The 15,615-nt window shown below is 40.6% G+C and carries 12 protein-coding genes; 9 read left to right on the top strand and 3 right to left on the bottom strand.

The features are described 5' to 3' along the window. Positions 1–105 precede the first annotated feature (105 nt). Positions 106–1,209: a phosphoribosylaminoimidazolesuccinocarboxamide synthase gene (locus BCU68_RS00995; protein WP_102562912.1), complete on the top strand. Its 1,104-nt coding sequence runs from the start codon at positions 106–108 to the stop codon at positions 1,207–1,209. A 62-nt stretch (positions 1,210–1,271) separates the two neighbouring features. On the opposite strand, the gene BCU68_RS01000 is transcribed toward BCU68_RS00995, so the two are convergent. Next, entirely contained in the window at positions 1,272–1,682 is a 411-nt protein-coding gene (locus tag BCU68_RS01000) for a transporter (RefSeq protein WP_102562913.1), read from the bottom strand. Positions 1,683–2,045: 363 nt separating this feature from the next. Here BCU68_RS01000 and BCU68_RS01005 point away from each other — a divergent pair, with 363 nt between their 5' ends. The 8 genes from BCU68_RS01005 to BCU68_RS01040 all read left to right on the top strand — a co-directional run bounded on the left by BCU68_RS01005 (position 2,046) and on the right by BCU68_RS01040 (position 12,807). Next, positions 2,046–3,734, top strand: a complete 1,689-nt coding sequence (locus BCU68_RS01005) for an NAD-dependent malic enzyme (protein WP_102562914.1) — start codon at positions 2,046–2,048, stop codon at positions 3,732–3,734. Between the two features lie 215 nt (positions 3,735–3,949). Then, positions 3,950–4,600, top strand: a complete 651-nt coding sequence (locus BCU68_RS01010) for an ElyC/SanA/YdcF family protein (RefSeq protein WP_102563167.1) — start codon at positions 3,950–3,952, stop codon at positions 4,598–4,600. Between the two features lie 193 nt (positions 4,601–4,793). Then, positions 4,794–6,164: a DASS family sodium-coupled anion symporter gene (locus tag BCU68_RS01015; RefSeq protein ID WP_102562915.1), complete on the top strand. Its 1,371-nt coding sequence runs from the start codon at positions 4,794–4,796 to the stop codon at positions 6,162–6,164. Positions 6,165–6,298: 134 nt separating this feature from the next. Further along, the gene (locus BCU68_RS01020) at positions 6,299–7,129 is read left to right on the top strand and encodes a DUF2797 domain-containing protein (protein ID WP_102562916.1); all 831 of its coding nucleotides are present in this window, start codon (positions 6,299–6,301) and stop codon (positions 7,127–7,129) included. Positions 7,130–7,324: 195 nt separating this feature from the next. Further along, positions 7,325–8,287, top strand: coding sequence for a thioredoxin-disulfide reductase (gene trxB / locus BCU68_RS01025; RefSeq protein ID WP_102562917.1), 963 nt, complete (start codon positions 7,325–7,327; stop codon positions 8,285–8,287). A gap of 145 nt (positions 8,288–8,432) precedes the next feature. Further along, on the top strand, positions 8,433–10,229 hold the full coding sequence (gene cydD / locus BCU68_RS01030) for a cysteine/glutathione ABC transporter permease/ATP-binding protein CydD (RefSeq protein WP_102562918.1): 1,797 nt from the start codon (positions 8,433–8,435) through the stop codon (positions 10,227–10,229). After that, complete coding sequence (gene cydC, locus BCU68_RS01035; protein WP_102562919.1) at positions 10,222–11,943, top strand: cysteine/glutathione ABC transporter ATP-binding protein/permease CydC; 1,722 nt, start codon at positions 10,222–10,224, stop codon at positions 11,941–11,943. Before cydD ends, cydC begins: the two co-directional genes overlap by 8 nt. 177 nt (positions 11,944–12,120) lie before the next feature. Next, entirely contained in the window at positions 12,121–12,807 is a 687-nt protein-coding gene (locus BCU68_RS01040) for a cation transporter (protein WP_102562920.1), read from the top strand. 87 nt (positions 12,808–12,894) lie between these two features. Here the strand turns inward: BCU68_RS01040 and serC are convergent, their stop codons facing one another. Next, positions 12,895–13,989: a 3-phosphoserine/phosphohydroxythreonine transaminase gene (gene serC / locus BCU68_RS01045; protein ID WP_102562921.1), complete on the bottom strand. Its 1,095-nt coding sequence runs from the start codon at positions 13,987–13,989 to the stop codon at positions 12,895–12,897. A gap of 152 nt (positions 13,990–14,141) precedes the next feature. Next, positions 14,142–15,404, bottom strand: a complete 1,263-nt coding sequence (locus BCU68_RS01050; protein WP_102562922.1) for a DUF945 family protein — start codon at positions 15,402–15,404, stop codon at positions 14,142–14,144. Positions 15,405–15,615: the final 211 nt, after the last annotated feature.

Genomic DNA, 15,615 nt, shown 5'->3' on the forward strand with positions numbered 1-15,615 from the left:
TGCTTTTTATCTGGAAGCTAGTAATAGTTCTGGTATGATAGAGCCTTACCACCTGTGTAAAGCATATTTTTTGTGTGACATTTGATAAAAGATAGGAATGTCTAAATGAGTCTCGCTGATCAAGTTCTTGCCGTAAATGATGACCTACCCATTCGTACTGACAAACCCGTTCATAGCGGTAAAGTGCGCTCTGTCTACTGGTTAACTGAAGCTGATAGCCAACGCTTAATTAAAGAAAAAGGCTACGATGTATCACCAGATGCCCCGCTTGCTATCATGGTAATTAGTGACCGAATATCTGCTTTTGATTGTATCTGGCATGCTGAAGGCAATATAAAAGGAGTTCCAGGTAAAGGTGCTGCACTGAATGCTATCTCTAACCATTGGTTTCAATTATTCAAAGATAATCAATTAGCCGATAGCCATATTCTTGATATCCCCCACCCTTTTGTCTGGATCGTACAAAAAGCAAAACCGGTTATGATTGAGGCAATCTGTCGTCAATATATTACTGGCTCAATGTGGCGCGCCTACGATAATGGTGAGCGTAACTTCTGTGGCATTGATATGCCAGAAGGGCTAATTAAGGATAGTATATTACCAGAGCTTTTGATTACCCCATCGACAAAAGGGATCTTAAAGAACATCCCAGGAGTTCCTGAAGCTGACGATGTCAATATTACTCGTCAAAACATTGAAGATAACTTTGCTGCTTTTAACTTTTCTCAAGCTGAAGACATTGCGCGCTATGAAAAGCTACTAAAAGAAGGGTTTACTGTTATTAGTGAGGCATTGGCTAAAGCTGAACAAATTTTCGTAGATACTAAATTTGAGTTTGGCTACGTTAATGATGCAAATGGCAATGAAAAGCTAATTTATATGGATGAAGTTGGAACCCCCGATTCCTCACGCATTTGGGATAAAAAACACTATGAGCAAGGGCGTATTGTTGAGAACTCAAAAGAAGGGTTTCGACAATTTCTGCTTAATTACTTCCCAGATCCAGACATTTTATTAAACAAAGAAAGAATGCCTGAACGTGAAGCTTTAGCACGCGACAATGCATTACCTCTATCTGCTTTAATGGATATATCAAAAACCTATCTTGGTATTGCTGAAAAAATCATTGGTAAGCCTGTCGAGCTCAGCCAAAATCCAAAGCAAGAAATCATTGATGTATTACGTTCTAAATACAACTTAATTGATTAACAAAGTTAACTGAATTGAGCATATGACCAACCATGCAGGTTCTACCCATGGTTGGTCAATAACTAAACCATCACATTGTCTTTCACTTTATCATCCGCGCCTAAGTCAACCACAAACTCTTCTAAACCTTTACAGCATACTTTCAAATGACTTCGCTGTTCCATGTACTGAATTTGCTCTGGCTCCAATGCATAAGGCATTATTACCGTAAGCTTGCTAATACCTTCAAGCCTCGCTAATTTAAATAACACCACTAAATTAACTTCATCACTCTTACGTGCTGAAAGTGATTTAAGTGCCATGTCCCATAAGCGATCTTCTGGCTTGGTATTCTCTTTAATACTATCTTTCCACACCGTTGAAAAAACGGGAGCAAATGTGGTCATGGCTTCTAAAAAGGTCCACTTTTTATTGCATGATGCCCCTAAAAAAGATGTGTAATCAAAAATCACATGATTAAGATGATTCATCATATCCCCTGACGTATTCACCACTGTTAATACATACTATCAACCAACTTTATCTATATAGCAATAGGATATAAAAGAATGGTCTTTTATTCCCTATTTAACTATCAAAAGGCTATATTAAAATCAAAGGTGTAACAAAAGGTAAACAAACCGACTACCTATGCATCTGGTTGCTGTCATTTTTCTTACATTTATTCTCATTTCAGGCGCTTCTAGCTATTTATTTAGCAATATTACTTTCAGCCCTATCACTAACACTTCTTGCAACACTTATTTACTGATCAAATATGCCGAAATTCGTTATCATTTTATTGTAAAATAGCAATGTAACATCCTTATTCTTCTACACTCGACGATAGGCACCCAATGATCAACGATAAACGCCCATTATATATCCCTTACGCAGGTTCAGCGCTTCTTAGTACCCCTTTACTCAATAAAGGCAGTGCATTTACAGCAACAGAAAGAAGCGCTTTTAACTTAGAGGGTTTATTACCGGAAACAGCGGAAACCATTCAAGAACAAGTAGAGCGTGCTTATCAACAATACCGTAGTTTTGAAAGTGATATGGATAAACACATTTATTTACGTAATATCCAAGATACTAATGAAACCTTATTCTACCGCCTAGTACAAAACCATATCTCCGAAATGATGCCTATCATTTACACCCCTACCGTTGGGGCTGCTTGTGAGAACTTCTCTAATATCTATCGTCGCGGTCGTGGTCTTTTTATCTCTTATCCAAATAAAGACAAAATTGATGACTTACTAAACAATGCCGCTAACCATGATATTAAAGTCATTGTTGTAACGGATGGTGAACGTATTCTTGGTCTAGGCGATCAAGGTATCGGTGGTATGGGTATTCCGATCGGTAAGCTTGCTCTTTATACGGCATGTGGTGGCATTAGCCCTGCACATACGCTACCTATCGTGTTAGATGTAGGTACTAACAACCCGCAACGTTTAGCTGATCCAATGTATATGGGTTGGCGTCATCCTCGTATTACTGGTGCTGAATATGATGCTTTTGTTGAAGCGTTTATTCAGGCAGTACAACGTCGCTGGCCTGATGCCCTCATTCAATTTGAAGATTTTGCGCAAAAGAATGCAATGCCTCTATTGGAGCGTTATAAAGATCGTATCTGTTGTTTTAATGATGATATTCAAGGAACGGCAGCGGTAACTGTCGGCTCTTTACTTGCAGCATGCCAAGCCGCAGGCACAAAACTTTCTGATCAACGTATCACTTTCTTAGGCGCTGGCTCAGCTGGCTGTGGAATCGCCGAAGCAATCATTGCTCAAATGGTTTCTGAAGGCGTCAGTGATAGCCAGGCACGTTCACAAGTCTACATGGTTGACCGTTGGGGCTTACTGCAACAAGGTATGCCAAATCTTTTAGATTTCCAACAACGCTTAGTGCAAAAAACAGAAAATACACAAAGTTGGGTCTCTGCTGATTCAGATTTCTCACTATTTGATGTCGTTCACAATGCAAAACCAACGGTACTGATCGGTGTTTCAGGAGCGCCTGGCTTATTTAGTCAAGAGATCATTCAAGAGATGCACCAGCACTGTGAGCGTCCAATTGTTTTCCCACTATCAAATCCAACAAGTCGTGTGGAAGCAACCCCTAACGATATTCTTCGCTGGACGAATGGTGAAGCATTAGTGGCTACCGGCAGCCCTTTTGAGCCTGTGTTACACGATGGCAAAACCTACCCTATTGCGCAGTGTAATAACAGTTATATCTTCCCAGGTATTGGCTTAGGTGTACTGGCTGTTGGAGCTTCGCGTGTAACGGATGAGATGCTAATGGAATCGAGCCGTACATTAGCGATGTGTTCGCCATTAGCACTCAATGGAGAAGGCCCTCTACTTCCTCCACTTGAGGAAATTCACTTAGTGTCAAAGAAAATTGCTATCGCCGTTGCTAAAAAAGCCATTGAGCAAGGTGTCGCACTTGCTTTAACTGATGAAGCGTTACAGCAAGCTATTGATCAACATTTTTGGCAACCTGTATACCGTCGCTACAAACGCTCTGCCTTCTAATATCTAACGATATAGCGATATAGCAGTAAAGCCCTTACCACTTCTTATATTCTTTTCTAATAGAAAGAGGATAAGAAGTGGAAGGGCTTTTTCGTTTGCGCTATATTTAGTTACCTGCTGCATGATCAATGACATAGGATCTAGTTGTCACAGTGAAATTACAACCGCTTATACAATTCTTTACTGCTAAAAAAATCAAGCATATTGCCTATCATATGACGAAATGGACTGGCATTTTATTATTACTTTTTGTCCTTGTCGTGGCGGGTATTGATCGCTGGGTGTCATGGCAGTCTCAGGACCGTATTATTCGTAAAATAGATGATGTACCACTTTTTGATGTTGCTGTCGTTCTAGGAACTAGCAAGTATTTAGGTAAGACACTCAATGAATACTATACCCATCGAATTGACGCTGCTATCACCCTTTATAAGCAGAAGAAGGTGTCACAGTTTTTATTAAGCGGTGATAATGCACACCGCTCTTATAATGAACCATGGACCATGAAACGAGACTTACTGAAGGCTGAGGTCCCTGAAGATGTGATCTATTTAGATTATGCCGGCTTTAGAACCCTCGATTCTATCGTGCGTACAAAAAAAATCTTCGACCGCGATCGCTTTCTTATCATCACCCAAAAATTTCATTGTGAACGCGCTTTATTTATTGCCCACTCATTTGATATCGATGCGCACTGCTTAGCGGTTTCTGGTCCCACTCATCATTCTGGTTATAGCATCCGCTTACGTGAAGTTTTTGCTCGCAGCAAAGCTTTTCTTGATTTGTTTATTCTAAACACTCAGCCAAAGTTTCTCGGTCCCAAAGAGCCAATTGCTGAAAAAAAAGTCTCGATTGATAATCAATAATGTTGTTATGGGTAAGTTTCTACCCATTTTGTTTTCTCATCTCACACTTTCACCACTCCTCGCTGATTCATTCCGATCTTCATCAAATAGCGCTAGTAACATTAGACTGACAATAACAACACCATCAGCTGAACATTAAATGAATACCTCACTAATAAAAAATAAATAGAGGTAAACATAAGGAACCTGCCCTATGACGACACTTGCACTAACCTTTAAACATTGGTTTTTTACGCGCAATAGCATGATTTTGACTGCTAATGCCGCCCTATTCATCACTCTATTAAATACCTTACCTTTTGACCCCAATGTGGTCATTGGATTAAGCATTCTCGTCTTTGTCGCTGTACTTTGGTTGACCGAGGCGATACACGTCAGTATCACGGCTCTGTTAGTACCAATGCTTGCTGTTATACTTGGTGTTTTTGATACTCAAACTGCACTAAATAATTATTCTAACTCCATCATTTTTCTATTTTTAGGAGGCTTTGCTCTTGCTGCAGCTTTACATGCTCAAGAGTTAGATAAAGCTATCGCTGATAAAGTACTCATTTTAGCTAAGGGAAAGATGTCGGTTGCCGTATTTATGCTCTTTGGTGTAAGCGCTGGACTATCAATGTGGATCTCGAATACTGCAACGGCAGCAATGATGTTGCCTCTAGTTTTAGGGGTTATGACAAAGGTCGATCCAGACAAAAACCGCAGCACATACGTTTTTGTACTGCTCGGCGTTGCTTACTGTGCATCGATTGGTGGGATTGCCACTCTCGTTGGTAGCCCTCCCAATGCTATTGCCGCAGCAGAAGTTGGACTCAGCTTTACAGAGTGGATGGCACTAGGTCTTCCTATTTCATTGATTTTACTACCTATCACCATGATAGTTCTCTATACCGTGACAAAACCAAAACTGAATCATACCTTCAAACTCAACCATGAGCCTGTAGTATGGTCGAACAGTAAAAAAATCACCCTCGCTATTTTCTTACTAACCGTAACGTGTTGGATATTTAGTAAACCGATTAATGCCCTGCTTGGCGGATTTTCTAAGTTTGATACTTTGGTTGCGATTGGCGCGATTGTGTTACTTGGAGCCTCTCGAGTGGTTAACTGGAAAGATATCGAAAAGACTACAGACTGGGGCGTTTTAATCTTATTTGGCGGTGGTATCTGCTTAAGTAATATATTAAAAGCAACCGGAACCAGTGTTTTTCTTGCTCACTCTTTAAGTGGTTTCCTAGAGCAAGCTGGGCTTTTCCTCGTCATATTAACCATTGTGGCTTTTGTGGTTTTTTTAACTGAGTTTGCGAGTAATACTGCCAGTGCAGCGCTACTTGTCCCTGTATTTGCAACCATTGCAGAAGCGCTCGGGGTATCACCGGTTATCTTATCAGCGTTAATTGCCGTTGCTGCCTCTTGTGCATTTATGCTCCCTGTTGCTACTCCACCAAATGCCATCGTTTTTGCTTCTGGGCATATAAAGCAATCAGAGATGATGCGAGTAGGTATGATCTTAAATATTGTTTGTATTGCTATACTGACCCTATTCGCTTGGATATTTTGGTAATACTATTGTTAATACTCCTCTCTTTTAGGTGGCTGAAATGCCACCTTTTTCATTTAAAGAAAAGCACTAAGTTGATTACTTAGAGTGTTCAAATTACTATGAAAGAAACAAAAACAACAATAATGAGTTCAGTCATGTCGATTATAGCCAAAGGCACTTTATCAAAAATGCGTGCATCGCTTGAAAATAGCCATGTACTCTATCAACTACCGGTTGGAGAGGCGTTTGTTGATTTAAACCCTTTCATCGGACACCCTCTCACTCTGACCCATACTGGGCGTATTTTTTGCTCATCCTGCGGTAAGAAAACCAAGAAAAGCTATTCACAAGGTCACTGCTTCGTCTGTATGCGTAAGTTAGCGAGTTGCGATCTTTGCATCATGAAACCAGAAACTTGCCATTATGATGCTGGTACTTGTCGTGAGCCTGAGTGGGGAGAAGCTAACTGTATGGTTGACCATTTTATTTATCTCTCTAATACCTCAAGTTTAAAAGTCGGCATTACTCGCCACACGCAGTTGCCAACCCGTTGGATCGATCAAGGCGCAACGCAAGGACTCGCGATTTTAAAAGTTAAAAACCGTCATATTTCTGGTCTAATTGAAGTTGAATTAGCCAAACATATTGCCGATAAAACTAACTGGAGAACGCTACTAAAAGGGGATAATGACCCACTAGCTCTAGCGCAATTAGCAGAGCAACTACTCCCTTTAGCCGATGCAGTTATTGCTGATATCCGTGCTAAATATGGTGACAATAGTGTTGAAGTTCTCTCTGAAACGATTACGGATATCCACTACCCAGTTACGCAACATCCAGTAAAAATAACCTCACATAACTTTGATAAAAACCCAGAAGTTAGTGGCCTTTTGCAGGGTATCAAAGGGCAATATTTAATTTTTGATAACGGGGTTATTAATATTAGAAAATTTGGCTCATACGAAGTTGAAGTAACCGCTAAATAACATCTTGATATCGTAGATTCAGTAATCTTAAGATATTTCTGGGCAAGCTACTTCATTAAGTATGCAGTGCATTCGAGGGACTGGAAAGTATGGGCTATTTTTGATTAGCCCCCTTGTTTATTACATCTTCCTCCCTCATATACGTAATAATCGCATGATTTTTTTTGGTGGAATAGCCACCGGTTTGGAGACACTATGAGCAATGTAAAGCACTGTAATCTATTAATTCTTGGGTCTGGCCCTGCTGGCTATACGGCTGCAGTCTATGCTGCTCGTGCAAATCTAAAGCCTGTCCTAGTGACTGGGATGCAACAAGGTGGTCAACTAACAACCACCACTGAAGTCGAGAACTGGCCTGGCGATCCTGAAGGGTTAACGGGACCAGGTTTAATGGAGCGCATGAAAGAGCATGCAGAACGCTTTGAAACTGAAATGGTATTCGACCATATCAATGACGTTGATTTTTCTACCCGTCCTTTCCGACTAAAAGGTGATAGCTCTGAGTACACCTGCGATGCATTAATTATCTCAACAGGTGCATCTGCTAAATACCTTGGCTTAGAATCTGAAGAGGCATTTAAAGGTCGTGGTGTTTCAGCGTGTGCAACATGTGATGGGTTCTTTTATCGCAATCAAAAAGTGGCTGTAGTTGGTGGTGGTAATACGGCTGTTGAAGAGGCCTTGTACCTTTCAAATATCGCTTCTGAAGTACATTTAATTCACCGCCGTGATACATTCCGTTCAGAAAAGATCTTAATCGACCGTTTGATGGATAAAGTCGCAACGGGCAATATCATTTTGCACACTGATCGCGTTTTAGATGAAGTCCTTGGTGATGAAATGGGAGTTACGGGCGTACGAATCAAAGATACTAAATCAGATCAATTTGAAGAACTTGATGTGATGGGTGCTTTCATTGCCATCGGTCACCAACCCAATACTGCTATCTTTGCAGACCAACTGGAAATGAAAGATGGTTACATCGTGGTGCAATCTGGCTTAAACGGTAATGCTACCCAAACCAGTATTCCGGGTATTTTTGCCGCAGGTGATGTTATGGATCACAACTACCGCCAAGCCATTACGTCTGCCGGTACCGGTTGTATGGCAGCTTTAGATGCTGAGCGCTATTTAGATGCGCTTGCTCTTAACCAATAAACTTTACTGCGTCGTATTCTAAGCAAAGTAAAGCTTATTTTTCATTTCTGAGCAAAAACCCTAAAACCCAGTGGTATATACACTGGGTTTTCTTTTGTATACTAGATAACTCCAATCATATAATAATTATCATTAAGCCTTCGATATGGATAAAACGAAACAAAGAAATTTAAATAAATGGCTCAAGCAGCAAGGAAAACTAGCTCAGCGCTGGTTGATGGTTGCTATCGGTCTTGGGATCGTTTCAAGTCTATTCTTATTGGTACAGGCGGCTTTAATTGCCTCTATATTGCATCAATTAATTATTGAACATACTGATAAGTATGAGCTTATTCCTCACTTTATCGGTTTACTTTTTACTGTTGCAGCCCGTGCTGTTTGCTCTTGGGGGCGAGAAGTTGCCGGATATCGCAGCGGTGAACAAGTTCGTCTTTACATTCGCCAACTTATCCTTGATAAACTTCGAGAGTTAGGTCCTGCGTACATCAAAGGAAAACCTGCGGGGAGCTGGGCAACATTACTGCTTGAACAAGTGGAAGATATGCAAGACTTTTTTGCTCGTTATCTACCTCAAATGTCCTTATCTGTCTTAATTCCCTTTATTATATTAGTGGTTGTCTTCCCTATAAACTGGGCTGCTGGGCTGATCTTTTTGATCACTGCCCCACTCGTCCCTATGTTTATGGCCTTAGTGGGGATGAAAGCCGCCGATGCAAATCGAAAAAACTTTAAAGCAATGCAGCGCCTTTCTGGTCATTTTTATGACCGGCTACAATCGATGACAACGATACGTTTATTTAATCGTGCTGATGAGGAAACAGAAGTGCTAAAAGGTGCATCTGAAGTTTTCCGTGAAAGAACGATGGATGTATTAAAAGTTGCCTTTTTGTCCTCTGCGGTCTTAGAGTTTTTCACTTCAATTTCAATTGCAATTACTGCTGTTTACTTTGGTTTTAGCTACATTGGTGAACTTAATTTTGGTCACTATGGTACTGGTGTGACACTCTTTGCTGGGTTATTCATATTGATTCTCGCCCCTGAGTTTTACCAACCACTTCGTGACTTAGGTACCTTCTATCATGCGAAACAGCAAGCCGTTGGTGCAGCAGAAAGTATTGTCGATTTCTTAAATACGGATGCAACCGAACTTAAATCTGGTGCGACGTCTTTACCTACTGAGCTTACCGATGGGATCACGATTGAAGCCAAAGGGTTATCGATATTAAGCCCTGATGGTACCAAACTCGTTGGTCCTATTACCTTTCACTTAGACGCTCAAACTCGCACTGCACTTGTAGGGCCAAGCGGCGCTGGAAAAACCAGTTTGGTCAACGCCATTTTAGGTTTCATGCCCTATGAAGGCAGCTTAAAAATTAATGGCATTGAGATCAGCGATCTCGATTTAGCCAGTTGGAGAAAACAGATTAGCTGGATTGGGCAAAATCCATTACTACTGCACGGCTCAATACGTGACAATGTCACATTGGGCAAGGAGAATGTTAAGGATGAACGTATTCAACAAGTTCTTAATGATGCGTATGCCAGTGAGTTTGTCAATAAACAAGGTCTAGAATATGCTATCTCTGATCGCTCTGGTGGACTATCCGTTGGTCAAGCACAACGTATTGCCTTAGCGAGAGCCATGCTACAAAATGGACAGTTCTGGCTACTCGATGAACCGACAGCTAGCTTGGATGCACGTAGTGAGCAGCTCGTTGTACAAGGTATCGAACGCTATACCCAATCAACGACTTCGCTGATGGTAACGCACCAATTACTACCACTACAGCATGTCGATCAAATTTTTGTCATGCAAGATGGCCAATTAGTTCAAACTGGATCTTATCAACAACTTTCAACTCAAGATGGGCTTTTTGCCACCATGCTAAAAAGTAACCTTTCCGAGACTCAAACAACCTTGAAGGGGAACTTAGATGCGTGATTTACTCCCTTACCTTAAGCTCTATAAAAAACACTGGTTTGGTTTATCGCTTGGCATGTTATTAGGCTTCGCTACCCTATTTGCTTCAATTGGCCTACTGACGCTATCTGGTTGGTTTATTGCAGCTTCCTCAGTGGCAGGTTTAACCATTGCACGTGAAACTTTTAATTACATGCTACCTGGCGCGGGTGTGCGTGGGTTAGCAATGAGCCGCACCGCTGGCCGATGGGGAGAGCGTGTTGTTAGCCATAATGCGACCTTTAAACTACTCACTGACTTACGTATTTTTTTCTTTCAAAAGTTAACCCCTCTGATCCCTGGCAGAGTTTCAACCTTGCGAGATGCCGATTTACTCAACCGCCTTGTTGCTGATGTTGATGCCATGGATCATGTCTATTTGCGCTTAATTAGCCCTATTACGGTTAGCACATTAGGGATCATCTGTTTAACCGCAGTGCTTTGTTGGTTCGATATGACTCTAGGCTTATTGCTTGGTGGGATCCTCTCTGCTTTGCTTATTATCTGGCCCATTTTATTTTATAAACTCGGCAAACGAAATGGCAGTGAGTTAACGCAAAATAAAGCAGATTTACGCATCGCAACCCTTGATTGGCTAGAAGGATACAGTGAACTGACACTGTTTGGAGCTGAAGAGCGCTACCGTAATGCTATTTTAGACGCGCAGCATAAACTCATCAGCAATCAATACATCCACGCTCGTTTAACTGGATTAGCATCGGCATTGCTCATGCTCGTTAATGGCTGGACCTTAATTCTCATGCTGTGGCTTGCTGCCGATGGTGTTGGCGGTGATATTCCTAATCCATATATTGCTCTGATGGCGTTTGCCACAATGGCCAGTTTTGAACTATTAATGCCGATTGCAGGTGCATTCCAATATTTAGGTCAAACACTAACTTCAGCACGTCGACTGAACGAGATCATTTTAGTTGAACCTGATGTTCTGTTCCCGCAAGAAGAGGTCAACCATTCTAGCAACTATGATATTCAGTTTAATAATATTCACTTCCATTATCCAGATAGTGATCAAACGGTTATCAATGATATCTCTATTGATATAGCCGCAGGGCAGCGCATCGCAATCGTCGGACAAACAGGCTCTGGTAAATCTACGCTACTGCAACTATTATGTCGCTACTGGGATCCACAACAAGGTAGTATTTCTATCGCTGGGCAGCCAATAACGACCTGGAGTGAAACACAATTACGTCAAGCAATCAGTGTTGTTAGTCAGCGTGTTGATATATTAAATGGCACATTGCGCGATAACCTACTCATGGCAGCACCAGAGGCTACTGATGACCAACTTGAAGCGATTTTAACGCAAGTAGGACTAGAAGGGTTACTTGAAAACCATGGTCTAGATGCCTGGCTGGGTGATGCTGGTCGCCAATTATCTGGCGGTGAAAAGCGTCGAATTGGTATTGGTCGAGCACTCCTGCATGATGCGCCAATCTTATTACTTGATGAGCCTACTGAAGGACTAGATAAGCAGACGGAAAGTACGATTATGGCTTTATTGGAACAACATTTTTCCGATAAGACGGTTATCTTTATTACTCACCGTTTAATCCAACTTGATCGTATGGATTCAATTTGTCTACTTGAAGAAGGGAAAGTCATTGAACACGGTCATCATGATGAGTTGATAGCAAGCAAAGGTCGCTACCACCAGCTATGCCAAACACTTTGATTTCTTAATATTCCCCAATACGAGCCATTTCACAAAAATGTAATCGTGGTATGGCTTGTAAACTAAATCATTAGCGGCTAACAGCTAATAAATACTGTTCAATTTCTTCTGATATCCATTTAGTTATCACACTTTTTGGTTATGCTCTGACTTAATTATTTCACCATAAGGCTACCAATGCATAGTTCGAATCTTCAATCGAATAAAAAAAACTCAACACACATCCAAAAAGAACAACAATTACTCTTATTTTCAACATTATTCGCCCTTTTCTTTGCTTTACTTGGTATTGGGCTAGGTTGGTGGATGGGCTCTCTCGTTATTTTATTTGATGGCGTTTATTCACTGGTCAGTTTAGCACTTACTTTAGTTTCATTAATGGCTGCTACTTTTATAAATCATCCTAAAAATAATAGTAACTCAGCTTTTATTGAACATGCCGTCATTGCATTTAAGGGCTTTATTATTACCTTAATGTGCCTTTTTTCATTCTACTCTGCACTAGCCACACTGCTTTCTGGTGGTCATGAAGTAGATGCTGATCTAGCCATCGTTTTCGCGGTTGTGAATGTCATTGGGTGTGTTGTTTCGTATCGAATTATGAAGCAAGGGGCAAAAGCAATTCGTTCGTCATTAGTTGATGCTGAGGCTAAGCAATGGATGATGGATGCAATAATTAGTGGTGCTGTTCTGGTGGGCTTCTTTATTGCCAAAGTATTAAGTTTAACCTCATTGAGTGCCTATGCGGCTTATGCAGATCCTATGATGGTTATTATTGCTTCACTCTACTTTGTTATTATTCCAATAAAAATGACCTTGAATGCCAGTAAAGAGCTATATCGGAATCAGTTTAGTCAGTTGTAGATTAATTTAATCATACCCAAGTTTTTACAATTTAGTTGCTCTAATCCAACTATTTGATTATGACCTGGGTATGAAATCTAGCTATGATTAAGCATTCTGTGCTTCAAACTCACCCATAAACGTCACGAGTGCCTGAACACCTTCCAACGTCATTGCGTTATAAATAGATGCTCTCATACCGCCAACCGCTCGGTGACCTTTTAGCGCTTGTAAGCCTCTTTCTTCTGCTTGAGATAAGAAAAGTGCATCTAACTTAGGGTTCGCCAATTGGAAAGGAACATTCATTAAAGAACGGTTATTCGGATGAATCGTATTTTTATAAAAAGAGGACTCATCAATGCATGAATACAATAATGCCGCTTTTTCACGGTTTACTTTTTCAATCGCTTGCACGCCACCTTGTGCTTTTAGCCACTTAAACACTAAACCAGAAAGATACCATGCGTAAGTCGGTGGAGTGTTAAACATCGACTCTTTTTCAAACAAGACTTTGTAATTTAGAATACTCGGCAAAGTGTCACAGGCAAGATCTAATAAATCATCACGAACAATAACAATGCAGATCCCTGCTGGACCGATATTTTTTTGTGCTCCAGCATAGATAACCCCATACTGAGACACATCAATTTCACGAGATAAAATCGTTGATGACATATCAGCGACAATTGGCTTATCCGTTACAGGTAAATCATTAATTTCAACACCATCAATCGTTTCATTTGGACAAAAGTGAACATAAGCCGCATCGGGATCAATCACCCATTCACTGGCTGGAAGAATCGCACTTTTACCATCAATGACCGTTTTGGCATCAAAGGCGTCTATTTCGCAATACTTTTGCCCTTCATCAACGGCACTTCGAGCCCAGTAACCGCCATCGATATAAGCCGCTTTCTTTTTATTGCCTAAAAGGTTCATCGGCACAGCAGCGAACTGAGCACGAGCACCACCTTGACAGAACAGTACTTTATAATTAGCTGGAATAGAGAGTAACTCAATCAAATTTTGCTCAGCTTCTGCAGCAACGTTAAGAAAGGCTTTACTACGATGACTGATCTCCATCACTGAAGTTCCTAGTCCTTCCCAATTAACAAATTCGGCTTGTGCCTGCTGCATGACTGCTTTTGGTAAGCCTGCTGGACCGGCACTAAAGTTAAAAACGTTATCCGATGTTAATTCCATGATGTCATTGCTCCTGCTAGTGATAATAAGTTCTAAATATTGCTAACCTAAATTAATACCATTTTTTTCTCGACATAAAAAGCAAGAAAAGAGACCTTTCGATCTCTTTTCTTCTTTTATTGCCTACTTTTATTCATATGCCTGCAAATAACTTAATATTGCCCAAGCAGTAGCGGTAAAAACAATGTCATTGCCGGGATCTCATAACCGCTTTCAAACACAAAGTTACCTTGCACTAAGTTAGCCTTCATTTCATAACCATCCTCTGTGCTATTAATCATTTCCATAACCACTAGCTCATCAATACCTTGTTGAATAAATGGGTATGACTCGACCAGTTGATTAGAAAAATACGTTGAGAACTCACCGGTTAAAGCGGGTAATAATCCCATCATATTTTGCGTAATATTATCGGTACCTTGAGGAACGCTCAATAACCACTGCGAAGAGAAATCCCCCTCACCGACTTTCAACGATAAATCATTCAATGCCAGGCTAAAACCTTGTGAGAATAGGATATCAATATAAGGCAGCATTCCTTTAATATCCTGATCCGATAACTGTGGTGCATTACGGTAACGAGTTAAAACCTCATCAAAAGCGCCTTTATCTAAATCTGTTAAAGCAAAATCAACCTTAACATCATTCACGGCACCATCTGTGGTCGTCAAGTTAGCAACATCAAGTTTAATTTGGCTATTTAAACGCGAAGTAGCTTCATCTTGTACGGAGTTAAACCAGTAAGTTGAATCGTTCATAGAAAAAACAGACTGTTGAGCCGTGTCTGTAATATCAACACCTCCAACGGCCATCGTTTGTGTGCCTAACCAATAGCCTTGTGCTTGCTTTCCTTCTCCTTGCCCTACGATATCGGATAAGTGAAGAGCCTCACCACTGGCAAAGTTAATATGAATAGACGGCGCATCAACTTGATAATCGATCTGACCTAAAACGGTGACATGACCTGATAATGTTGCCGGCGATATCGAGAAGTCCGTGCCAGATTCACTCTGATGATTCCAATTGGCTAAATTTAGCTCAAAGCTAGTATTACCATTGAGTTGTGTTGTCGTGTTTAGCACTAAAGGTAATGCATCCATATCCTCTAGTGTTGATGTCGATGATAAGCTAAATAAACCATGCTTAACTTTACTATCTAAAACAAACTCTGTTGGTAAGCCATCAACGACTAATTGCTCTCTCAAAGACGGATCTGAAATACTATAACGCGTCTGAACGATAGAAGATAAATAACCACGGTCGTAATCGACAATTTCAGCCTTTACTTGACTACTGTTGAGCTCTTGGATCCCATCAGTAATGACTTTTTGACCAATCTGCCCAACAGCTAGTGGCCAACATAAAACTAAAACAACAGCACCACCGATGGCACCTAACTTTTTCAATTGTTGCATGATTACTATTAATTCCTTGATGTGAATAGTTTGAGTCTACCTTATGTCATTGCAGGTTGAAATCTTTGCGTCATAGGTAGCAACACTTTCCCGAAAAGAATATAAGGGGCTATATCAAAAAATATCGTCATAATTGTTTTTTACTAACGTTTTTATACTTAGCTCTCAACCCTATTGATCCATATTTGCTACTTTAATTAGAATTAACATC

The sequence above is a fragment of the Vibrio sp. 10N.286.49.B3 genome (assembly GCF_002873395.1).
Classification (GTDB): domain Bacteria; phylum Pseudomonadota; class Gammaproteobacteria; order Enterobacterales; family Vibrionaceae; genus Vibrio.